Here is a 20,934-nt window from a genome sequence, read left to right as displayed (position 1 = left end):
GCTCTACCATCGGAGGATGGACAGCCCGTCGAGCGTACGCGTCGACGCATGGATCTGGGCGGTCCGGCTGACGAAGACCCGGTCCGCCGGCGCGACCGCCTGCCGAGCCGGCCACGTCCGGGTCAACGGCGACCGGGCGAAGCCGGCACAGGCCGTCAGGATCGGCGACGAGGTCCGGCTCCGCGTGGCGGGCTTCGACCGGATCGTCGAGGTACGACGCCTCATCGCGAAACGGGTCGGCGCGGACGTCGCGGCGGAATGTCTCATCGACCGTTCTCCCCCGCTGCCGACGCCGGCGGAACGGCAGGTCGTGGCCGTCCGAGACCGCGGCGCCGGTCGACCGACGAAGCGTGAACGTCGCGACATCGAGCGATTGCGGGGGCGCTGACGCGCAGCTGACGACCCTCCCGGCCTCATCGGCGACGCATCGTCCCCGTCCAGGGAACACTCAAGCGCCGCCAAGGTGACTCGGGCAGGCTGGGCCGATGTTCCGCCGCCATCCCGTGCTCAGCACCCTCACCGTGGTGTACCTCGCGCTCGTGGCGGCCATCACCCTCGGCCCACGGCCCTTCGACGGCCGGACCGAGTCCCTCGTGTACCGACTCGTCGACATCCTCGCCCGGTGGGAGTCGACGGCGTGGGTCACCTACGAGCGCCTCGAGTTCGGCGCGAACATCGCCATGTTCGTCCCGATCGGCGTCTTCTTCCTCCTCCTGCTCGGACGACGGCGCTGGTGGCTCGCCATCCTCGTCGCAGCCACGCTGACGGTCGGCATCGAGGCCGCGCAGCTCGCGATCCCCGGACGCGTGAGCGACCCCCGCGACCTCCTCGCGAACACGTCGGGTGCCGTCGCCGGGGTCGTCCTCGGCCTGATGCTGACCGCCGGGCGCGCCCGCCGGCTCCAGGCCTCGTCACGCCGCCGTGCGGCCCTGCAGCACTGAACGGCCCGGCGCGGTCCTGATTCACAGGAGGCTGAGAGGCGTTCCAAGGCCGCTTCAGTAGAGTGCGAGCGGGCCGTCGGCCCGTCGGAGACAGAGCTGGAGTGCACGCCCATGACCGGACCAACGTCGTCGGACAACCTCGAGGAGCTGAAGCGCCTCAAGGACGAGTTCACGCGGTTCATGATGCTGTACAAGTTCGGCATCGACGAGATCACCACGAAGCTCAACATCCTCAAGGAGGAGTTCACGCAGATCCACGACTACAACCCGATCGAGCACATCAGCTCGCGGTTGAAGTCGCCGGAGAGCATCATCGGCAAGATCGAACGCAAGCAGTACGGGCAGGACATCGACGACATCCGCGAACACATCACGGACATCGCCGGTATCCGCGTCACCTGCAGCTTCATCTCCGACACGTACAAGGTCTTCGAACTCCTGACGAGCCAGCAGGACATCACCGTGGTGAAGGTCAAGGACTACATCGCGAATCCGAAGCCGAACGGCTACCAGAGCCTCCACGTGATCGTCGAGGTGCCGGTGTTCATGTCCGACGGCGTCGTGCAGGTGCCCGTCGAGATCCAGTTCCGGACGATCGCCATGGACTTCTGGGCGAGCCTCGAACACAAGATCTACTACAAGTACGACAAGGCCGTGCCGGACAGCCTGCTCGCCGAGCTCAAGCACGCCGCCGAGGCGGCCTCGAGGCTCGACGCGAAGATGGAGCACCTCCACGGCGAGGTCCTCGCGCTCGACCGGGCGACCACCTCGCGGACCACCGCCGACGGGCACCCGAAGCCTCCGTCACTCGCTGACCGGGTCATGACCGAGCTGATCGACGGGCTGGACCCGCGTTAGAGCGCCTTGCGCATCTGCACGGCCATCGTCTCGTAGCCGAGCGACTCGTACAGGCCGCGCGCGATCCGGTTGAATCCGAAGACGTTCAGCCCGAGGGTCTTCGCGCCCTGCTCCTTGGCCGCCGTCTCGGCGAGCTGCATGGCCTGCCGGCCGAGCCCACGTCCGCGGAACGACTCGTCGATCTCCACGTCCCAGATCCACCACTCGTCCGGGTGGCTCGTGCTCCGCGGTCCGATCCAGAGCACGCCGACCGCGGCTTCGTCGAGGACCACCTCGAAGACGAGGTGTCCGACCTGGAGCCGACCGGCCGGGAACGTCTCGGCGAGCGACTGCGCCGCCTTCGCCGTGGCCTCTGCCTCGGTCTCCCCCGCCTCGATGCGTTCGAGGCGGTACTGCGCGTTCGCGGCGAGCATCCACCCCCGCAATCGATCGGCGGGCATGCGGACGAGCGTGGCGTTCATGAGGACATCCTCCCAGAACGTCGCGACCCCGTCGCTCGCCGTCCCGCGCAGGGTCGTCGCCGGGCTCGGGAATAGTTCCCGCCCGAAACGAGCTGGACTCCGAAGGACACACGATTGGGACCCGCCCGTCGTCATCCGGAGAATCGAGACATGCCGATCCACACCGCCCCGCAGCCGAACGCGATCGCCGAGCACGATGCCTGGCGCGACGAGCGTCGAGCCGCCGTGACCGCGCCGCTCGGCAACCTCGCCCTCGTCGAGACACGGTGGCTCCCGGAGGAGACGCCGGCCACCGTCGACGAGGCCGCAGCGGCCATCGCCGCCGAGCAGCCCAGCGGCATCACGGTGACGACGCTCCGCCGCACCCACCTCGACACCGGCCAGGACGAGGTCGGCATCCGCCGATGGGACGCGAACGCACCCGCCATCCGCGCGTTCGACGGCATCGAGGTGTTCCCGTACGACGCCGCCTGGGTCCAGACGGCGCGGTTCACCCCCGTCGACGGGTCGCGGACCGTCCCGTTCGAGCACATCCGAGACAACGGCGGATCACGGGAGCTCGTCGTCCCCGGCGACATCGTGTTCACGCGGGACGGCGTCGAGTACACGATGAGCGCCTTCGACGACGGCGGCACGCTCCTCCTCGTCTTCGGCGATGCGACGAACGGCCGCGATGGCGAGTCGGGCACCTACGGCGCCGGTCGGTTCCTGTTCGTGCAGCGGACCGACGACGGCGGCTTCGGTACGGCGGGTGAGGTCGTCCTCGACTTCAACCGCGCGTTCGTACCGCCCTGCGGCTTCTCCGTGCAGTACAACTGTCCGATGCCGCCGCCGCAGAACCGGTTCACCGGAGACGTCCTCGCCGGGGAACGGATCGTCCGGTTCCGCGAGGGCTTCGACCTCTACGCCGTCTGACCCCCAGCACCCCACAGCCTGCACCAGCATCATCACCCCCACACCACAGGAGTATCCGTGAAGAGAACCATCGGGCTCGTCGCCCTGTCCGTCGCCGCCGCCGTCGCCCTCGCCGGCTGCGCCGGTGGTGGTGGCAGTTCGGCGACGGGCGACGACGCGACCATCGCCGTCGGCTCGCTCTACGAGCCGCAGAACCTCAGCAACACCGGCGGCGGCGGCCAGGGCGTCACGGAGGCCTTCACCGGCAACGTGTACGAGGGCCTGTACCGCCTCACGGACGACGGCGAGGTCGAACCGGTGCTCGCCGCGGACAGCGCGGTGAGCGACGACGGCCTGACGTACACCTTCACCCTCAAGGACGGCGTCACCTTCCACTCCGGCGACCCGCTCACCTCGGCGGACGTGAAGTCGAGCATCGAAGCTGTGACCGCCGAGGACTCGCAGTCGGCGCGGAAGAGCAGCTTCGCGGTGATCTCCGACATCGCAACCCCCGACGACAAGACGGTCGTCATCACCCTCTCCGAGCGCTCCATCTCCTTCATCTACAACCTGAGCTACGTCTGGATCGTCAACGACGCGGCGAAGGACCTCAAGACCACCGAGGACGGCACGGGTCCGTACACGCTCGGCGACTGGAAGCGCGGCAGCACCCTGAGCCTCGAGCGCTGGGACGACTACTGGGGTGAGCCCGCCAAGAACGCGGAGGTGGTCTTCACCTACTTCACCGACGCGACCGCGCTCAGCAATGCGCTCGTCACGAAGCAGATCGACATCATCACGAGCGTGCAGAGCCCCGACCAGCTGAGCCAGTTCACCGACAACGCGGACTACGTCGTCTCCGACGGCGACTCCACGACGAAGGAGCTGCTCGCCTTCAACGACCGGGTCGCCCCGTTCGACCAGGCGCTCGTCCGCAAGGCCGTGTACTCCGCGATCGACACCAAGAAGCTGCTCTCGTCCATCTGGGGCGACTACGGCACGCTCATCGGATCGATGGTCCCGCCGACGGACCCCTGGTACGAGGACCTCACGCAGGTGAACCCGTACGACCCCGAGCTCGCCAAGCAGCAGCTCGCCGAAGCGGGCTTCGCCGACGGCTTCACCTTCACCCTCGACACCCCGAGCTACGACCCGCACCCGGCCGTCGCCGAGTTCCTCCAGAGTGAACTCGCGAAGGTCGGCATCACGGTCGAGATCAACACGATCAGCGCGGACGAGTGGTACTCGAAGGTGTTCAAGGAACGCGACTTCCAGGCGACCCTCCAGGAGCACGTGAACGACCGCGACGTCGTCTGGTACGGCAACCCGGACTTCTACTGGGGCTACGACAACCCCGAGGTGACCCAGTGGGTGTCGGAGGCCGAACAGGCGACGACCACCGAGGAACAGACGGCGAAGCTGAAGCTGGTCAACGAGCAGATCGCCGAGGACGCCGCGAGCGTGTGGCTCTACCTCTACCCGCAGATCGTCGTCGCCGCGAGCGACGTCTCGGGGTACGGCGTCAACGGCCTGAACTCGCAGTTCTTCGTGGCGGACATCGTCCGCAAGTAGTCGTCGCCCGGGCCGACCGGAACCGCCCGGTCGGCCCGGGCCTCGCTACGCTGAGGTCCACCATGCTCGCTTACCTGCTGCGCCGATCCGCGTTCCTCGTGGTGTCGTTCCTCGTCGCCATGACCGTGCTGTTCGTGTTGCTCCGGCTACTGCCGGGCGACCCGTCGAACGCCCTGCTCTCGGTGAACGCCACGCAGGAGCAGATCGACGCGGCACGCGAGCAGGTGGGAGCCGACCGACCGCTCGGCGAGCAGTTCGCCGCCTGGTTCGGCGGCGTCCTCACCCTCGACCTCGGTTCCTCGTTCGTGAGTTCGCTCCCAGTCGGACCCGAGATCGCATCGCGTCTCCAGGTGACCGTGCCGCTGACGCTCCTCGCGTTCCTCCTCGCCGTGGTGCTCGCCCTCGTGGCCGGTGTCGTGTCCGCGCTCCGGGCCGACCGCTGGTACGGCATCGCGTTGTCCGGCCTCTCGCAGCTCGGTATCGCCGTGCCGGTGTTCTGGGTCGGCATCCTGCTCGTCAGCGTGTTCGCGGTGACGCTCCGGCTGTTCCCGTCCGGCGGCTTCCCGCGCGACGACTGGGCCGATCCTGCCGCGGCGCTCACAAGCCTCGCCCTCCCGGTCATCACCATCGCCATCGTCATGAGTGCGTCCATCACCCGATACGTCCGTTCCGCCACGCTCGACGTGGTCGGGAGCGACTATCTGCGCTCCGCCCGGGCGCAGGGAGCCGGCTTCGGCGAGGCCCTGCTCCGGCACGGCGCCCGGAACGCCGCGGTGCCCGTCGTGGCGATCCTCGGCATCGAGCTCGCCACCACCTTCCTCGGAGCCGTCGTGGTCGAGAGCGTCTTCAGCCTGCCTGGCCTCGGATCGATGCTCCTGACGGCGATCCAGCAGCACGACTACCCGAACATCCAGGGCATCCTCCTCGTCTCGACCCTCGTCGTCCTCCTGACGGGCTTCGTCGCCGACATCGCGCAGCGGCTCATCGATCCGCGTCTGCGCACCTCGATCTCTGGGAACGGGCTCCGATGAGCGCCGTCGACGCCCAGACCGCGCTCGCCGACCGGCGCCCCGTGCGGCGCCGCGCCCGGTCCGCGACGCTGACCGTCGGACTCGTCCTCGTCGGCGTCATCGCCGTCCTGGCGGCCGTCTCGCTCGTGTGGTTGCCCTTCGCCCCCACGGACACCTCCGGCGGTCGCCTCGAGGGGCCGAGCGGCATCCACTGGCTCGGTACGGACAAGCTCGGTCGTGACCTCATGACCCAGCTCATGATCGGCGCGCGCATCGCGCTCGCGACCGGCGCCGGGGCCGTCGCGGTCGGGGCGGTCATCGGGATCGCCGTGGGACTCGCCGCGGCCTTCGCATCGGCCTGGCTGGATGACACGATCTCCGCCGCGCTCGACGTCGTGATCGCCTTCCCGGTGCTCCTGCTCGCCATGCTCATCGTGGCCGCCCAGGGCGCGTCACTCGGCACCGCGATCATCGCGATCGGACTCGCCATGTCGGCCATCGTGGCCCGCCTGACCCGGATCCTCACCAAGCGGGTCCTCAGCGAGCAGTACGTGGTCGCGGCCAGGACCGCCGGGACGAGCTGGGCCGGTGTCATCGGCCAGCACGTGCTCCCGAACATCTGGCCCACCCTGAGCGTCAACCTCGCGCTGCAGTTCGGCATCGCCGTCCTCGCCGAAGCGAGCCTGTCGTACCTCGGCCTCGGTGCGCCGCCGCCGAACGCCTCCTGGGGGCGCCTGCTGCAGGAGGCCCAGGCCACCGTCACGACGGCACCGATCGGTGCGATCGCTCCCGGTGTCGCCGTGGTGATGCTCGTGGTGGGCGTGAACTTCATCGCGGACGGCCTGCGGGACCTCGGCGATCCGACGAGGAGGCGCGGCGCATGAGCGATCTCCTCGACATCTCCGCCCTGACCATCACCCGGGGCACCCGGCGCGGTGCTCCCGACGGCGCTGACCGGCCGCTCCTCGACGGGCTGGACCTGACCATCGCCGCCGGGGGTCGGCTCGGCCTCATCGGCGGTTCCGGGTCCGGGAAGTCCTTGACCTCCCTCGCGGTGATCGGGCTGCTCGGCGACCAGCTGTGCGCGAGCGGCAGCGTCGAACTGGCCGGCACCCAGGTGATCGGCGCCCCGGACCGCGCGCTGCGGCCGCTCCGCGGTCGGGTGGCGGGGCTCGTCTTCCAGGAACCGCTGACCGCACTCGACCCGCTCATGCGGGTCGGCGCCCAGCTCGCCGAGCCCCTGCGTCGCCATCTGGGACTCCGGGGCGAACGGCTCGAGGAGGCCGTCGAAGCAGCCCTCGTCGAGGTGTCCCTCACCGACACCGCGCGCATCGCCGCCTCCTACCCCCACGAGCTGTCCGGCGGGCAGCGGCAGCGCATCGCGATCGCCATCGCGCTCGCCGGTCGCCCGCAGCTCCTGATCGCGGACGAGCCGACGACGGCCCTCGACGTGACCGTCCAGGCGGAGGTGCTCGCGCTCATCGACCGTCTCGTCCGGGAACGCGGCATGGCGCTCCTGTTCATCAGTCACGATCTCGCCGTCGTGTCGGCCATGGTCGACGAGGTCGTCGTGCTGAGCGAGGGTCGTGCCGTCGAGCGCGGCCCGGTGGCGCAGGTGCTGACGGCACCGCAGCACGACGACACCCGTCGCCTGGTCGCCAGCGCACGCGCGCTCGACGACGCGCTGGAGGACCCACGATGACCGATGCACCGATCACGGCGACGCCAATCCTCGAGCTGGACGCGGTCGGTTTCCGGTACCGCGGCGGCCAGGAGGCCCTGGACGACGTGTCGCTCGCCGTCGGCGCAGGCGAGGCCGTCGGGATCGTCGGTCAGTCCGGCGCCGGCAAGAGCACCCTCCTCCGGCTGCTGCTCGGCCTCGACCGGCCGACCACGGGCTCGGTCCGGTTCGACGGTGGCGCTCTGGACCCCCGCGACCGGACACGGGTCCGCCGGTTCCGCGCATCGGTGCAGGCCGTCTTCCAGGATCCGTACTCCTCGCTCGACCCGCGGCAGCGCATCGGACGCATCGTGGCCGAACCATTGCGATCCCTCCGGCTGGCGACGACCGAGCAGGCGGCCGTCCGCGCGTCCGAGGCGCTCGAGGCGGTGGGACTGCCCGCCGACGCGGCGTCGCGGTTCCCGCACGAGTTCTCGGGCGGCCAGCGGCAGCGGATCGCCATCGCCCGCGCGATCGTCCCGAACCCCCGACTCCTCCTCGCCGACGAGCCCGTCAGTGCCCTCGACATGAGCACCCGGATCCAGATCATCGAGCTCCTCGCCGAGCTGCGGGCCTCGAACGGTCTGGCGCTCGTCATGGTCTCGCACGACCTCGGCACGGTGGCAGCGCTGTGTGAACGCACGATGGTGCTCCGACACGGGCAGGTCGTCGAGGCCGGCTCCACCGCGCAGATCCTCCACGATCCCGCCGAGGCCTACACGAAGCAGCTCATCGCGGCGATCCCCCGCCTCCCGCGCTGAGTCGGCGACGAGGCCGGACGACATCGGCCCGGACGAGCCGGGAATACCGCACCGACGGACGGTGTTCGACTCCGAGTGGCCTCGGCCGCATCGACTCTCCACAGGAACAGGACCCGTGACGCAGGATTCAGCACAGCCCGACGACCACGACGAGGACCAGGCCGGGGCCGAGCAGTCCTGGCTCAGCGACGAGGAGCGCGCGGCACTCAGCAAGCCACTTCCGGAGCGGGCGGTCGTCACGAGCCTCGCCTTCACCGGTCTCGTCGCGGCGTTCATGATGACGCTCGTCACCCCGCTCGTGCCGTCGCTCCCGACGATCCTCGGCGTACACGCCTCCGACAGCATGTGGGTCGTGACGGCGACGCTCCTGTCGGCCGCGGTCGCGACCCCGATCGCCGGTCGGCTCGGCGACCTCTACGGCAAACGACGGATGGTGCTCGTCCTGCTCGGGATCATGATGGCCGGTTCGGTGCTCGCCGCCTTCTCGTCCACGATCGTCCCGCTCATCGTCGCCCGGGCCCTCCAGGGGATGGCGATGGGCGTGATCCCGCTCGGCATCAGCATCCTGCGCGACGTGCTCCATGCGAAGCGGCTCGGCCCCGCGGTCGCCCTCGTGAGTGCCACGCTCGGCATCGGTGGTGCCGTCGGCCTGCCGATCTCCGCCGTGATCTCGCAGTACTTGGACTGGCACGTGCTGTTCTGGGTCGCGGGTGCCCTCGGCCTCATCGGCTTCGTCCTCGTCGCGCGTTTCGTCCCGGTGAGCACGCTCCGGAGCGAAGGCGGTTTCGACTGGATCGGCGCGATCGGTCTCGCCGCGGGACTCGTCCCCATCCTCCTCGCCGTCTCGAAGGGCAACGAGTGGGGTTGGACGAGCGTCGGGACCCTCAGCTGCTTGATCGGCGGCGTCGTCGTGCTCCTGCTCTGGGGATGGTTCGAGGTACGGTCCGCCAGTCCGCTCGTCGACCTGCGCATCGCCGCCAGGCGGACGGTGCTCTTCACGAACCTCGCATCCATCACGGTCGGCTTCGCCTTCTTCGGCAGCACGGTCGTCCTCCCGGGCATCCTCGAGGCGCCGGTCGGCACCGGGGTCGGTCTCGGGCAGAACATGCTCATCGCGAGCCTCTGCCTCATGCCCAGCGGTCTCATCATGTGGGCGATGTCGCCGGTCGCCGCTCGACTGACCGCGGCCAAGGGTGCCCGGTTGAGCCTGCTGATCGGCATCGCGATCATCGCGGTCGGCTACGCGATCGCGATCGGACTCATGACCGAGGTCTGGCACACCGTGCTCACAGCCACCGCGGTCGGCTTCGGGGTGGGGTTCGCCTACGCCGCCATGCCGACGCTCATCATGGGTGCCGTCCCGCCCAGCGAGACGGCGGCGTCCAACGGACTCAACTCCGTCATGCGGACGCTCGGTTCCACGATCGCGAGTGCGGTGATCGGCGCCATCCTGGCCTCCCAGGTCGTGACCGACGGAGCTGTCACGACACCCAGTGCGGACGCCTTCCGCCTGAGCTTCGCGATCTGCGCTGCAGCAGCCGTCGTCGGACTCGTCTGCACGATCCTGCTGCCGCGGCACCTGTCCAAGGACACCCGCTCCAGCCTCCACGAGGGCTGACGGGCGATCAGCCCACGATCCCGAGCGCGAACGGGAGGACCGGTCCGGATCCGGCGCGGCGGAGCGCGCGACCGGCGACGGTGAGCGTCCACCGACTGTCGGCGCGGTCGTCGACGAGCAGGACCGGCGCACCCTCCAACGCTGCGAGCTGCGCCCGGAGTTCGGATCCGACGGTGAAGGCGTCCCAGACCCCGGCCAGCCGGTAGGCGCTGTTGCCGCCCGGACCACCGCGCGGGCCGTCGCCGACGAGGTCGAGCTCCCCGAGGTAGGGCAGTCGCCCGAGCGACGCGATGCCCCTCGCCACGGAGTCGACGAGCTGCGGACGCGACCGTGACGGCACACTGACCACGGCGGCCGGTCGTTGCGTCCACGGCCAATCCGCCAGAACGCGGACGCTCGCGTCGATGACCGCACGGGAGGCGGGAGCATCAGGTGCGCCCGCGGCGAAGAGTTCGCGGAGGACACCGCCCCAGCCGAGGTCGGTGAGCCGAGCGAGCGCGCGCCCGGCCTCGAGGCGGTCGTCGAGCGCGATGCGTCCCTTCACTGCTGTGCCGTCGGCGGTGACGCCGAGGCGGTCGGCTCCCGTGGGCCACTGCGCTCGCGGTTCGAGCTCGACGCCGACCCGTCCGAGCGCCTCCGAAGCGGAGGCGGCCGCCGCACTGTCGAGTTCGGTGGGGAACCACGGCCCGGCGCACCGGTCGCATCGGCCACAGGGCACTGCGCTCGCGTCGTCGAGCTCACGTTGCAGCACGAGCATCCGGCACTCGTCGCCCCGTTCGTAGGCCAGCATCGCCTGTTGCTCCGCCACCCTGGCCTCGGCGATCCGCCGGTACCGGTCCCGGTCGTAGACCCACGGCTGGCCGGTCGACACCCATCCCCCGGCCACCCGCTGGACCGCGCCGTCGACGTCGAGCACCTTGAGGAGGAGTTCGAGGGGTGTGCGGCGCAGGTTGACGAGCGCCTCGAGCGCGGGCGTGGACCGCGGCTGGCTGTCGAGTGCGTCGAGGACCGCGGTGGCCCGCGCTTCGTCCGGCATCGACGCGGTCGCGAAGTACTGCCAGATCTCCTCGTCCTCCGCTCCGGGCAGGAGCAGGACGTCTGCGTGCTCGGTGGCGCGGCCCGCACGGCCTACCTGCTGGTAGTACGCGACCGGCGAGGACGGAGCTCCGAGATGCACGACGAACCCGAGGTCCGGTTTGTCGAACCCCATGCCGAGCGCGCTCGTCGCGACCAGCGCCTTCAAGCGGTTCTCCTTGAGGAGTCGCTCGGACTCCTCGCGTTCGTCGGGATCGGTCCGGCCGGTGTAGGCCCGGACCTCATGACCGGCCTCGCGCAGCAGCCGCGCGGTGTCCTCCGCGGCGGACACCGTGAGCGTGTAGATGATGCCGGACCCGGTGAGCCCGCCGAGGTGGCTGAGCAGCCAGGTGAGGCGGTCCCGTGACTCCGGCAGCCGGAGCACGCCGAGCCGGAGGGACGCCCTCGCGAGCGAGCCGCGGATGGTGAGCACCTCGGCTCCGTGGGAGCCTGCGGCGCCGGGTGCGGTGAGCTGCTCGGCGATGTCGCGGACGACGCGTGCATTGGCCGTCGCGGTGGTCGCCAGGACCGGGACCTCGGCCGGGAGGCGCCCGATCAGTTCGGCGAGCCGCCGGTAGTCGGGTCGGAAGTCGTGTCCCCAGTCGGAGATGCAGTGCGCCTCGTCCACCACCAGCATGCCCGTGCGGGCCACGAGGGTCGGGAGCTGTTCATCGCGGAAGCGCGGATTGTTGAGCCGCTCGGGTGACACGAGCAGGACGTCGACCTCGTCGGCCTCCAGGCGCGCCCGGACGTCGTCCCATTCGTGTGCGTTCGCCGAGTTGATCGCCACCGCGCGCACGCCGGCGCGCTCGGCAGCCGCCACCTGGTCGCGCATGAGCGCGAGCAACGGCGAGACCAGCAGCGTCGGCCCGGCGCCCCGTCGGCGCAGGAGGGCGGTCGCGATGAAGTAGACGGCGGACTTGCCCCAACCGGTGCGCTGGACGACGAGCGCACGACGATGTTCGTCGACGAGCGCAAGGATCGCCTCGAGCTGACCGTCGTGGAACGTGGCCCCCGGAACGCCCGTGAGTGCGGCGAGCGCCGCCGTCGCCTCGGCGACCGATCCGGTGGGGGCTGGTTCGAGGTGGGCGGGGGTGGGAGCACTGGGGTGGGACATGCGGCAAGTCTGTCAGGAGCTGCTGACGGTGGACTGCGCCGGCGTCCCGGAGGGGCGGTGTCCCGTCGGTCGGTCGGCTGTGGAGGAGCCGCTACCGACCGTCCGCAGCGGCGACGAGTTCGGCGATGACGAGCTTGGTCTGCCCCATCATGCATTGCATGGCTCGTGCCGCGCGTCCCCGGTCGGGGTCGTTCTGCAGTTCGGCGAGGATGCCGGGCACGATCTGCCAGGACAGTCCCCAGCGGTCCTTGAGCCAGCCGCATTGGCTCGGGGCACCGCCGTCGGCGATGAGGGCGTCCCAGAGCCGGTCGATCTCGTCCTGGGTGTCGGCTCTGACGGAGAAGGAGAACGCCTCGGTGAACGAGAAGATGGGCCCGGCGTTCATCGCGCTGACGGGCAGTCCTTCGAGCTCGAACTCGACGACCATCGCCTGGCCCGCCGGCATGGGTCCGCCCTCCGGGTAGCGGCTCACCGAGGTGATCCGGGAGTCGGGGAACAGTGACACGTAGAAGGTCGCCGCCTCCTCGGCCTGCGAGTCGTACCAGAGGAACGGGGTGATGCGGTGCTCCATCATGTCGTGCTCCCTCTCAGCCCGTGCTCCGTCGCTCAGGCGCTCTTCTTGCGTTTCGTCGCGGTCGACGGCTTCGACGCCGCGGTCTTGGCGGTAGCGGTCTTCGCGCCACTCGTCTTGGCGGTACCCGTCTTCGCTGTACCGGTCTTCGCCGAGCTGCTCGTCGCGGCGGGCTTGGCGGTGCCGGACCGTTTCGCTCCACTCGCCGTCTTCGCGCCGGTCGTGCCGCGCTGCCGTTCGATGCTGCGTTGCAGCACCTCCATGAGGTCGATCGGCTCAGCGCCCGTGTCGTCGTCGGGTTCGGGCTGCTCGCCGAAGGTGGCGGCGGTGTCGAGTGCGTCGCCCTGCTCGAGTTTCGCGTCGATGAGCTTCCGGAGCTGTGCCTGGTATTCGTCGACGAACGCGTCCGGGCGGAAGCGGGACGAGAAGGACTCGACGAGCGCCTCAGACATCTCGAGTTCCTTGGCGGAGATGCGGACGCGTTCCTCGAGGGCCGGGAACCGCACCTCGCGGACCTCGTCCTCCCAGAGCAGTGTCTGCAGGAGGATGACGTCCTCACGCACCCGGAGAGCGCCGAGTCGCGTCTTCTGGCGGAGGGCGAACCGGACGATGGCCGTGCGGTCGGTCTCCTCGAGCGTCCGCCGGAGGAGGACGTAGGCCTTCGACGAGGAGGAGTCCGGTTCGAGGAAGTAACTGCGGTCGAACATGATCGGGTCGAGGTCGTCGCTCGGCACGAACTCGACGACCTCGATCTCGCGGCTGCGTTCCTCGGGGAGTGACGCCAGGTCGTCGGCGGTGAGGACCACCGTCTGCTCGCCGTCCTGGTAGGCCTTGTCGATGTGGTCGTAGGTGACGACCTTGCCGCAGACCTCGCACTTGCGCTGATACCGGATGCGCCCGCCGTCGGCGTCGTGAACCTGGTGCAACGAGAGGTCGTGGTCCTCCGTGGCGCTGTACACCTTCACCGGGACGTTCACCAGGCCGAAGGTGACCGCACCCTTCCAGATCGCGCGCATGACCGCTCCCGTCCGCCGGCGGATCCGCCCGCGCTGTCGTGGTGACCAGTAGACACCCGGAACATCGTCAAGGGCTAGCCCTTGACGCCCGTGGGCGGCAGGCTGATCGCCATGGCGAGGACGAGCGGTGGCGGCGCGCAGACGCAGTGGGTCGACGTCGACGGACGCCGGATCCAACTCACCCATCTCGACAAGGTGCTGTACCCCGAGACCGGCACGACGAAGGCCGAGGTCCTCGCCTACTACGCCGCGGTCGCCGAACACCTCATCCCCCACCTCGCCGATCGGCCGGTGACCCGGAAACGCTGGGTGCACGGCGTCGGGACGGATGCGTCGCCGGAGTCCGGGTTCTTCCAGAAGGACCTGGGCGCCTCGGCTCCCGACTGGGTGCAACGGCTCCCCATCGAGCACAGCGATCACACGAACGAGTACCCGATCGTCGACGATCTCGCGACACTCACGTGGCTGGCGCAACTGGGTGCGCTCGAGCTGCACGTGCCGCAGTGGCGGTTCGACCGATCCGGCGAGCGCCGTCCGCCCGACCGTCTCGTCCTCGACCTCGATCCGGGTGAGGGGGTGTCCCTCGCCGAGTGCGCTGGGGTCGCGGGCCTGGCGCGGGCGGTGTTGGTGGACATGGGGTTGGATCCGGTTCCGCTCACGAGTGGGAGCAAGGGGATCCACCTGTATGCGGCGTTGGACGGTCGGCAGAGTTCCGCGGAGGTGTCGCTCGTGGCGCATGAGCTCGCGCGGGCGCTGGCCGCGGACGAGCCGGGCCTCGTGGTGAGCGAGATGTCGAAGCAGCGACGCACGGGGAGGGTCTTCGTCGACTGGAGTCAGAACAACGGGTCGAAGACGACGATCGCGCCGTTCTCGTTGCGGGGTCGGTCACGGCCGACGGTGGCGGCTCCCCGCCGGTGGGAGGAGCTCGACGATCCCGGGCTGGCGCAGCTGGAGTTCCCTGCGGTGCTCGAGCGTCTGGCGGACGGTGAGGACCCGTTGCGGGTGCTCGGCGACCCGCGTCCGTCGATCACGATCCGCCCGTCGGAGCACGAGGACCGGCTGGCGGAGTACCGACGGAAGCGGGACGCGGAGCGGACGCCCGAGCCCGTCCCGGACGGACCGCCGTCGCCTGCCGCTGCCGGGACACCGCCCTCGTTCGTGATCCAGCGACACGACGCCCGGAAACTCCACCATGACTTCCGACTCGAGCACGACGGCGTGCTGGTGTCGTGGGCCCTGCCGAAGGGGGTGCCGACGGATCCGAGCAGCAACCATCTGGCGGTGCGCACGGAGGACCACCCCATCGAGTACGGCAGTTTCGAGGGCACGATCCCCGCCGGGGAGTACGGGGCCGGCGAGGTGACCATCTGGGACGCGGGCACCTACGAGCTGGAGAAGTGGCGCGACGACGAGGTCATCGGGACCCTGCACGGCCGGGCGGGAGGCGCGCTCGGCGGGCCGATGAGGTTCGCGCTCATCCGGACCGCGGGCGGGACGGGACGGGAGGCGCCGTCGTGGCTCATCCACCGGATGCGAGCCCCGGGTGACCCGCCGGCTCCACCGGTCGCACGGCCTCGTGGGATCCCCACCCCCATGCTCGCGAGTGTCGCGGCACCCGGCGAGCTGGTCGACGACGGTTCCTGGGCGTTCGAGATGAAGTGGGACGGCATCCGTGCGATCGCGAGCGTCGACGGCTCGACGGGGCGGGTGCGGTTGTCGAGCCGGAACGGCAAGGACCTCACGGCGGCGTACCCGGAGGTGGTCGAGGAGCTCGCGGCGTCGCTCGCCGGCCGTGCGATCGTCCTCGACGGCGAGATCGTGGCGTCGGGACCTGACGGCCGTCCCGATTTCTCGCTGCTGCAGCGTCGGATGCAGCTCACCGCGGAGCGGGACGTCGAACGGGAGCGCCGACGGACGCCGGTCCGGCTGCTGCTGTTCGACCTGCTCGCGCTGGACGACACGGATCGGACGGAGCTGCCCTACCGTGAGCGTCGCGAGCTGCTCGAGCGGACGATCGGATCCGGGACCGTCGTCCAGGTGCCGCCGACGATCGACGGCTCGCTCGACGACGCGCTCGAGGTGAGTCGCGGGTTGCGGTTGGAGGGGGTGATGGCGAAGGAGCTCGACGGCCGCTACCGGCCGGGTCGGCGCAGCAGCACCTGGGTCAAGTTCAAGCACGAACGCATGGAGGAGGTCGTCGTGGCCGGCTGGCGTCCCGGTCGGGGCGGGCGCTCGGGTGGGATCGGGTCGCTCCTGCTCGGGGTGCCAGGCTCGGACGGGCTGCTGCACTACGCGGGGCGGGTCGGAAGCGGTTTCAGCGACCGGGAGTTGGCGGCGACCGCGCTCCGCTTCGAACGGCTGGGTCGGGCGTCGACGACACTCGTGGGTGTCCCGCCGGCCGATGCGGCCGACGCCAACTGGGTGGAACCGGTCCTCATCGGGGAGGTCCGCTTCAGCGAGTGGACACCGGACGGGCGGTTCAGGCATCCGGTCTGGCGCGGGTGGCGCCCCGATCGGACGGTGGACGACCTCGAAGCGCCGGACCGCGGACGCTGAGCCCGCGCATCGACCGCGGACGTCCCGTCAGGACAAGCGACCGGATTCGGCGAGGAGGGCGAGGACGGCCGACACCCGTGGGTTGCTCGAGGTGTCGTGCTCGATCCCGAGCGCCGCGTAGATCGCCGTGAGGTGGTTCTGGACGGACTTCTCCGCGATCCCGAGCCTGGTCGCGATCCCGGTGTTCGAACGACCGGTCGCGAGCAGCTGCAGCACGGCGTACTGCCGGTCGGTCAGCGACTCGAGACTCGACCCCGCTCTGGGCCGGGTCCGGTCGATGAGTTCGGGATCGAGCATCGTCTCGCCACGAGCGGAGACCCGGATGGCCTCAAGGAGGATCTCGCGCGTGAGTGACGAGGTCTTCGACAGGTAGCTCCAGCCGTCACGGACATCCGCCGGCATCTCGAGCAGCATGTCCATGAGGTCGTAGGCGGACAGCAGGACGACACCGAGGCCGGGTTGCGCCCGGCGGAGGGAGACGCCGAGGCTCACCCCGTTGCCGTCGGGGAGCTCGATGTCCATGGTCAGCACGTCCACCGTTCCCGGGAGGAACAGCCTGCGGGCCTCGGCGACCGTACCGGCACGCCCGACGAACTCCACGCCTGGCGCCCCGTCGAGCAGCTCGGCGAGCATGCCGCCGAGCAGTGGTTGATCCTCGATCACGCCGACACGCAGCGGCCTGGTGGTCGCGGCGTCCGTCGTCGCGTCACCGACCGTGGACAGCGCGGCGGACGAGGGGTCGGAGTGCGACTGGTGGTGCATGTTCCGAGTATCCCGGATCGACCGGGGAACGACCGAGGGGGAAGCTCCCGAGCGACCGCACGTCGATGTCGGCGGTGGCGCGCACGGCAGGTCAGAATGGAGCCATGACCCAGGAGGCCCGGACCGCTCGCGCTGAGCGCTGGAGCGACAGCCGGGCGTTCATCACGGCCAGTGGCGCCATGGCCGCGGTCTTCGGGCTCGCGGTGTCCTTCCAGAGCGTCTACATCTACACCTGGGTCGCCCCGGGCGGGACGCGTGGCATGCTCGCCGAACGGGTCACCGCGAACCTCGTCTCGTTGAGCGCGGCGATCCTCGTGCTCGCACTCCTGCTGTGGTCGAGGTGGGGACCGTCGCTCCACGAATGGTGGCGCCCGAAGGTGCTCGCGGGCGTCCTCCTCGTGGCGATGCTGACGGGGCTGCTGCGAAGCGGACTCCAGCTCCTGCTGGGCGTGTACCGCGATCCGAGCCTGCAGACGGTCCTCGTCGAGGCCGGGACGACGACGCTCGCCCTGGCGGTCTGCGCGACGTTCGGGTTCAGCCTCAGTGCGGCCCGGCGACGCGCCCGCGAGGAGGAGCGAGCGCACGCGGATCAGCGACACCGGGCCGACCTCGCCCTCCAGTCCCTGCAGGGCGAGGAGCTGCGGGTGAAGCGGGAGGTCGCGGAAGGCCTGCACGGCACCCTGCAGCAGCACCTCGTCCTGATCAGCGCCCAGCTCGCGTCCGTCACGACAGCACTCGAACAGGGCGGCCCGGACGTCGGGTCGGATGCGGCCAGGACCCTGCGATCGCTCGGCGAGGAACTCCGCACCGTGCGCGAGCGCGACGTGCGGGAACTCAGCCGGCTCCTGTCACCGCCGCTGCTCGAGGTCGGGATCGCCCCGAGCATCCGCGCGATCCTGCAACGGCTGCCCCCGTCGATCACCACCAGTCTCGACGTCTCTTCGGAGTTCCGGCTCCTCGACGACCCGATCGACAACGTCTTCACGACCGCGGAGCGCGCGGTCGTCGTCCGCACGCTCGAGGAGGGCGTGACGAACGCGCTGACCCACGGGGCGGCCGATCGACTCGTCGTGGACCTCCGGGTCTCGTCGCCCGCCACCGAGCGGCGAGGGACGATTGCGGGCGCCGTCGAGCTGCGCGTCGTCGACAACGGCTCCGGTCTCCGCGACGACGCCGAACCGTCCGGCGGCCTGCTGCAGCTGGATCGACGGGCAGGCGCGTTCGGCGGGTCCCTCAGGGTCGGCCCGGCAGCCGACGACGAGACCGGCGGCACCGTCCTGACGCTGACGATGCCCTACCGCTCGCCGGCGATCCGCTGAACCGGATCAGGCGGTCGAGGTCTCGGTCAGCAGTTCGCGGACGCGCGGGACGACCGCGGAGCCGTACAGACCGATGCTGTCCATGAGGTGCTCGTGCGACAGCGAACCGTTGCTGATCTTCAGATCCACGCGGGACAGCCCCAAGCCGTCGACCGCGGTCGCGACCTTCCGTGCGACCGTCTCGGGCGAACCGACGAACAGCGCACCCTCTGGGCCGGCCTCCTGCTCGAAGTGCCCACGCGTCATCGGGCTCCAGCCCCGCTCGCGGCCGATCCGGTCCATCATCGCCCGGTAGTGCGGCCAGAGCTGCTCCTGCGCCAGCTCATCGGTCTCGGCGATGTGGGCCGGCGAGTGCATGCCGACGGGCTGGGTCGGCAGCTGGAACTGCGCGAGTGCGCGGTGGTAGAGGTCGACGAAGGGGGCGAACCGCAGCGGTCCACCGCCGATCACGGCCAGCATCATCGGCAGGCCGTACCGAGCGGTCCGCACGACCGACTCGGGGCTTCCGCCGACACCGACCCACGTCTTCAGCTTCCCGTGCTCCACCCGGGGGTAGACCGACTGCTCCCGGAGCGGCGCGCGCGTCTTGCCCGACCAGGTGACCGGTTCCTGCTCGAGGAGGGCGACGAACAGCTCGAGCTTCTCCTCGAAGAGCTCCTCGTACTGCGAGAGCTCGTACCCGAAGAGCGGGAAGGACTCGGTGAAGGATCCGCGGCCCAGGATGGCCTCGGCCCGCCCGCCCGAGATGCCGTCGAGCGTCGCGAACCGCTGGTAGACGCGCACCGGGTCGTCGGAGCTCAGCACCGTGACCGCGGATCCGAGATGGATGCGCTCGGTGCGGGCCGCGATCGCCGCCAGCACGACCTCGGGTGACGAGACCGCGAAGTCCTCACGGTGGTGCTCCCCCACCCCGATGAAGTCGAGGCCGACCGCCTCGGCGTGGACGCCCTGCTCCACCACGTTGCGCAGGACCTGCGCCTGGGACAGTGGTGCGCCGTCGGCGTCGACCGTGACGTCACCGAAGGTGTCGATGCCGAACTCGAGGGGTGTGGTCATGGGGTTCTCCAACGTCGTGTGGCTCACCGCGGGCTATCACGGCGATTGTATGTGTTTGCATACATATCGGTGAACCCCGTCGCTCCGACGGGTATTCCCGATCCACCCAGGGTGGCAGAACCGGGCGCCCGCTGGGAGCACCCTCTCAGCCGTCCCTGGCAAGCTGGAAGATCTGCACCCCGAGCCTTGGAGCCCCTGTGTCGCCGCGCCGCCTCTTCCGCCTGATCGCGATCGCCGAGGCGATCACCTGGACCCTCCTCATCATCGGGATGATCCTCAAGTACGTCACGAAGACGACCGACGTCGGCGTGAGCATCGGTGGCGCGCTGCACGGCTTCGTGTTCCTCGTCTACGGCGCGACGGTCCTGCTCATCGGGATCAACCAGCGCTGGCCCATCGGCACGATCCTCGTGGGCCTCGCGAGTGCCGTCGTCCCGTACGCGACCATCCCCTTCGACCTCTGGGCGGACCGCACCGGCCGACTCGACGGGGCGTGGCGCCGTGAGGCGGGGGCCGACCCGCGCGACCAGCGGGTCCTCGACCGCCTGACGCGCTGGCTCGTCCGACACCCGATCCTGCTCGTGGTCGTCGGCGGCCTCGTGGTCGTCGCCGTCTTCACGGCCCTGCTCGTCGTCGGGCCGCCGGTCCCGAAGGGCTGATCATCAGGGTCCCTGCTGAACACTGGGGCCCACCCCCTCCGCTCAGCCGAGCAGCTCGACCAGATCCCGCGTGATCTCGGAGCGGGCCTCATCGCTGGAGATCGTCGCCGACCCATCACCGGGCTGCACTCCGTAGTCACCGAAGCTCGCGTGGTTCGCCCCGTCGATCTCGATCATCGTCGCGTCAGCGGGCAGCCGGACGCGCGCGTCGGCGACCTTCTCCGGGGTACTCAGTCCATCGTCGCTCCCCGCGAGGCTCAGCACCTCGAGGGCCGAGTCGGAGAGGTCGTTCGCGCAGTAACTCCCGAACAGGACGAGGCCCGTCACTGCGGGATCCTCCGCGAGCTGGCAGGCGCGCACCCCACCGAGTGAGTGGCCACCGACGAACCAGGTGTCGACGTCCGGGGCGGCGGCGGTGAACGTCTCCAGCGGCCGTTGGTCGAAGAACGCCAGGTTCAGCGTCGGCTTCGTGATGACCACGGTCACGCCGGCCTCCTCGACGACGCCGGACAACTTGTACAGGTAGGCGTAGGGGTCGACCTTCGCCCCGGGGATGAAGACGAGACCGGTACCGGAGGCCGGGTGCTCGGCGTCCGCGGTCGGGGCGAGGACCACCGCGTCGCCGACGTCGGTGACGGAGACCGCGGGGTCCTCCCACACCGCGAGTGCGGCGGGACGAGTGCCCTGCATGACGATCTGGGTCCAGACGACGAACCCGAGGACCACGACGAGCACCGCGCCGAGGATCCCGATGAGGATCGGCTTCAGCCGCCCCGCCCGCCGTGGTGGGCCAGGGTGCTCGGTCACATCGCTCATGTCGTTCCTCCACGCTCAGCGCCCCGCGAGGATCACGGCGGACCGGCTCCTTCCAGTATCCCAAACGCGGCCCGGCGCGCGTCGGACGCAGGGCACGCCGCTGCCCGCTGGCTGCCCGGGTCCCGGTCGCGCTGTCAGGCGATCGGCCTATGC

At 70.2% G+C, this 20,934-nt stretch carries 20 protein-coding genes; 13 read left to right on the top strand and 7 right to left on the bottom strand.

All coding sequences use genetic code 11. The features are described 5' to 3' along the window. Window positions 1–16 precede the first annotated feature (16 nt). The 3 genes from ITJ62_RS06875 (at window position 17) to ITJ62_RS06865 (ending at window position 1,799) form a co-directional block, all read left to right on the top strand. Window positions 17–388, top strand: coding sequence for an RNA-binding S4 domain-containing protein (locus ITJ62_RS06875; RefSeq protein ID WP_079002582.1), 372 nt, complete (start codon window positions 17–19; stop codon window positions 386–388). A gap of 97 nt (window positions 389–485) precedes the next feature. Then, entirely contained in the window at window positions 486–941 is a 456-nt protein-coding gene (locus ITJ62_RS06870) for a VanZ family protein (RefSeq protein ID WP_192017897.1), read from the top strand. Window positions 942–1,052: 111 nt separating this feature from the next. After that, window positions 1,053–1,799: a GTP pyrophosphokinase family protein gene (locus ITJ62_RS06865; RefSeq protein ID WP_082916274.1), complete on the top strand. Its 747-nt coding sequence runs from the start codon at window positions 1,053–1,055 to the stop codon at window positions 1,797–1,799. Here the strand turns inward: ITJ62_RS06865 and ITJ62_RS06860 are convergent. Next, entirely contained in the window at window positions 1,796–2,260 is a 465-nt protein-coding gene (locus tag ITJ62_RS06860) for an N-acetyltransferase (protein ID WP_085510980.1), read from the bottom strand. The genes ITJ62_RS06865 and ITJ62_RS06860 overlap by 4 nt on opposite strands. A gap of 150 nt (window positions 2,261–2,410) precedes the next feature. Here ITJ62_RS06860 and ITJ62_RS06855 point away from each other — a divergent pair, with 150 nt between their 5' ends. The 7 genes from ITJ62_RS06855 (at window position 2,411) to ITJ62_RS06825 (ending at window position 9,835) form a co-directional block, all read left to right on the top strand. Beyond that, window positions 2,411–3,175, top strand: a complete 765-nt coding sequence (locus tag ITJ62_RS06855) for a DUF1684 domain-containing protein (RefSeq protein WP_194600484.1) — start codon at window positions 2,411–2,413, stop codon at window positions 3,173–3,175. Window positions 3,176–3,232: 57 nt separating this feature from the next. Then, window positions 3,233–4,726, top strand: coding sequence for an ABC transporter substrate-binding protein (locus ITJ62_RS06850; RefSeq protein WP_194600482.1), 1,494 nt, complete (start codon window positions 3,233–3,235; stop codon window positions 4,724–4,726). Between the two features lie 62 nt (window positions 4,727–4,788). Continuing rightward, window positions 4,789–5,757 carry an ABC transporter permease gene (locus ITJ62_RS06845; RefSeq protein ID WP_079706032.1) on the top strand — a complete coding sequence of 323 codons (969 nt, stop codon included), beginning with the start codon at window positions 4,789–4,791 and terminating at the stop codon, window positions 5,755–5,757. Then, the gene (locus ITJ62_RS06840; protein ID WP_194600479.1) at window positions 5,754–6,620 is read left to right on the top strand and encodes an ABC transporter permease; all 867 of its coding nucleotides are present in this window, start codon (window positions 5,754–5,756) and stop codon (window positions 6,618–6,620) included. The genes ITJ62_RS06845 and ITJ62_RS06840 overlap by 4 nt, the downstream gene beginning before the upstream one ends. Further along, window positions 6,617–7,438 carry an ABC transporter ATP-binding protein gene (locus tag ITJ62_RS06835; RefSeq protein ID WP_194600478.1) on the top strand — a complete coding sequence of 274 codons (822 nt, stop codon included), beginning with the start codon at window positions 6,617–6,619 and terminating at the stop codon, window positions 7,436–7,438. The genes ITJ62_RS06840 and ITJ62_RS06835 overlap by 4 nt, the downstream gene beginning before the upstream one ends. After that, window positions 7,435–8,217 (top strand): ABC transporter ATP-binding protein, encoded by a 783-nt coding sequence (locus ITJ62_RS06830; RefSeq protein ID WP_194600476.1) that lies wholly within the window; start codon window positions 7,435–7,437, stop codon window positions 8,215–8,217. The genes ITJ62_RS06835 and ITJ62_RS06830 overlap by 4 nt, the downstream gene beginning before the upstream one ends. A gap of 115 nt (window positions 8,218–8,332) precedes the next feature. Continuing rightward, a complete protein-coding gene (locus tag ITJ62_RS06825) occupies window positions 8,333–9,835 on the top strand; it encodes an MFS transporter (RefSeq protein ID WP_194600474.1) in 1,503 nt (500 codons plus the stop codon). Between the two features lie 7 nt (window positions 9,836–9,842). On the opposite strand, the gene ITJ62_RS06820 is transcribed toward ITJ62_RS06825, so the two are convergent. The 3 genes from ITJ62_RS06820 to ITJ62_RS06810 all read right to left on the bottom strand — a co-directional run bounded on the left by ITJ62_RS06820 (window position 9,843) and on the right by ITJ62_RS06810 (window position 13,613). After that, on the bottom strand, window positions 9,843–12,026 hold the full coding sequence (locus tag ITJ62_RS06820) for an ATP-dependent DNA helicase RecQ (RefSeq protein ID WP_194600472.1): 2,184 nt from the start codon (window positions 12,024–12,026) through the stop codon (window positions 9,843–9,845). Window positions 12,027–12,117: 91 nt separating this feature from the next. Beyond that, window positions 12,118–12,600: a VOC family protein gene (locus ITJ62_RS06815; protein WP_370581857.1), complete on the bottom strand. Its 483-nt coding sequence runs from the start codon at window positions 12,598–12,600 to the stop codon at window positions 12,118–12,120. Window positions 12,601–12,632: 32 nt separating this feature from the next. Beyond that, window positions 12,633–13,613, bottom strand: a complete 981-nt coding sequence (locus ITJ62_RS06810) for a Ku protein (RefSeq protein WP_194600471.1) — start codon at window positions 13,611–13,613, stop codon at window positions 12,633–12,635. 111 nt (window positions 13,614–13,724) lie between these two features. On the opposite strand from ITJ62_RS06810, the gene ITJ62_RS06805 reads away from it, so the two are divergent. Then, window positions 13,725–16,169 (top strand): ATP-dependent DNA ligase, encoded by a 2,445-nt coding sequence (locus tag ITJ62_RS06805; protein WP_194600469.1) that lies wholly within the window; start codon window positions 13,725–13,727, stop codon window positions 16,167–16,169. A 27-nt stretch (window positions 16,170–16,196) separates the two neighbouring features. Here ITJ62_RS06805 and ITJ62_RS06800 read toward each other — a convergent pair whose 3' ends face one another. Continuing rightward, window positions 16,197–16,931, bottom strand: a complete 735-nt coding sequence (locus tag ITJ62_RS06800) for a response regulator transcription factor (protein ID WP_194600467.1) — start codon at window positions 16,929–16,931, stop codon at window positions 16,197–16,199. A 104-nt stretch (window positions 16,932–17,035) separates the two neighbouring features. On the opposite strand from ITJ62_RS06800, the gene ITJ62_RS06795 reads away from it, so the two are divergent. Continuing rightward, window positions 17,036–18,250: a sensor histidine kinase gene (locus ITJ62_RS06795; RefSeq protein ID WP_194600465.1), complete on the top strand. Its 1,215-nt coding sequence runs from the start codon at window positions 17,036–17,038 to the stop codon at window positions 18,248–18,250. Between the two features lie 6 nt (window positions 18,251–18,256). Here the strand turns inward: ITJ62_RS06795 and ITJ62_RS06790 are convergent, their stop codons facing one another. Further along, window positions 18,257–19,306, bottom strand: coding sequence for an LLM class flavin-dependent oxidoreductase (locus ITJ62_RS06790; protein ID WP_194600463.1), 1,050 nt, complete (start codon window positions 19,304–19,306; stop codon window positions 18,257–18,259). A 197-nt stretch (window positions 19,307–19,503) separates the two neighbouring features. On the opposite strand from ITJ62_RS06790, the gene ITJ62_RS06785 reads away from it, so the two are divergent. Beyond that, window positions 19,504–19,965, top strand: coding sequence for a DUF3817 domain-containing protein (locus ITJ62_RS06785; protein WP_194600461.1), 462 nt, complete (start codon window positions 19,504–19,506; stop codon window positions 19,963–19,965). A gap of 42 nt (window positions 19,966–20,007) precedes the next feature. On the opposite strand, the gene ITJ62_RS06780 is transcribed toward ITJ62_RS06785, so the two are convergent. Beyond that, window positions 20,008–20,781: an alpha/beta hydrolase gene (locus ITJ62_RS06780; RefSeq protein ID WP_194600459.1), complete on the bottom strand. Its 774-nt coding sequence runs from the start codon at window positions 20,779–20,781 to the stop codon at window positions 20,008–20,010. Between the last annotated feature and the right edge of the window lie 153 nt (window positions 20,782–20,934).

The sequence above is a fragment of the Plantibacter sp. VKM Ac-2876 genome (genome assembly GCF_015350715.1).
GTDB lineage: Bacteria > Actinomycetota > Actinomycetes > Actinomycetales > Microbacteriaceae > Plantibacter > Plantibacter auratus.
The sequence above is the reverse complement of the archived record's forward strand: the minus strand, read 5'-3'. Positions and strand labels throughout refer to the sequence as shown.

Excerpts from the sequence above, each read along its gene's own strand:
- ITJ62_RS06875 (WP_079002582.1), top strand. The coding sequence starts at position 17 with ATGGACAGCCCGTCGAGCGTACGCGTCGACGCATGGATCTGGGCGGTC.
- ITJ62_RS06870 (WP_192017897.1), top strand. The coding sequence starts at position 486 with ATGTTCCGCCGCCATCCCGTGCTCAGCACCCTCACCGTGGTGTACCTC.
- ITJ62_RS06865 (WP_082916274.1), top strand. The coding sequence starts at position 1,053 with ATGACCGGACCAACGTCGTCGGACAACCTCGAGGAGCTGAAGCGCCTC.
- ITJ62_RS06860 (WP_085510980.1), bottom strand. The coding sequence starts at position 2,260 with ATGAACGCCACGCTCGTCCGCATGCCCGCCGATCGATTGCGGGGGTGG.
- ITJ62_RS06855 (WP_194600484.1), top strand. The coding sequence starts at position 2,411 with ATGCCGATCCACACCGCCCCGCAGCCGAACGCGATCGCCGAGCACGAT.
- ITJ62_RS06845 (WP_079706032.1), top strand. The coding sequence starts at position 4,789 with ATGCTCGCTTACCTGCTGCGCCGATCCGCGTTCCTCGTGGTGTCGTTC.
- ITJ62_RS06840 (WP_194600479.1), top strand. The coding sequence starts at position 5,754 with ATGAGCGCCGTCGACGCCCAGACCGCGCTCGCCGACCGGCGCCCCGTG.
- ITJ62_RS06835 (WP_194600478.1), top strand. The coding sequence starts at position 6,617 with ATGAGCGATCTCCTCGACATCTCCGCCCTGACCATCACCCGGGGCACC.
- ITJ62_RS06830 (WP_194600476.1), top strand. The coding sequence starts at position 7,435 with ATGACCGATGCACCGATCACGGCGACGCCAATCCTCGAGCTGGACGCG.
- ITJ62_RS06820 (WP_194600472.1), bottom strand. The coding sequence starts at position 12,026 with ATGTCCCACCCCAGTGCTCCCACCCCCGCCCACCTCGAACCAGCCCCC.
- ITJ62_RS06815 (WP_370581857.1), bottom strand. The coding sequence starts at position 12,600 with ATGATGGAGCACCGCATCACCCCGTTCCTCTGGTACGACTCGCAGGCC.
- ITJ62_RS06810 (WP_194600471.1), bottom strand. The coding sequence starts at position 13,613 with ATGCGCGCGATCTGGAAGGGTGCGGTCACCTTCGGCCTGGTGAACGTC.
- ITJ62_RS06805 (WP_194600469.1), top strand. The coding sequence starts at position 13,725 with ATGGCGAGGACGAGCGGTGGCGGCGCGCAGACGCAGTGGGTCGACGTC.
- ITJ62_RS06800 (WP_194600467.1), bottom strand. The coding sequence starts at position 16,931 with ATGCACCACCAGTCGCACTCCGACCCCTCGTCCGCCGCGCTGTCCACG.
- ITJ62_RS06795 (WP_194600465.1), top strand. The coding sequence starts at position 17,036 with ATGACCCAGGAGGCCCGGACCGCTCGCGCTGAGCGCTGGAGCGACAGC.
- ITJ62_RS06790 (WP_194600463.1), bottom strand. The coding sequence starts at position 19,306 with ATGACCACACCCCTCGAGTTCGGCATCGACACCTTCGGTGACGTCACG.
- ITJ62_RS06780 (WP_194600459.1), bottom strand. The coding sequence starts at position 20,781 with ATGAGCGATGTGACCGAGCACCCTGGCCCACCACGGCGGGCGGGGCGG.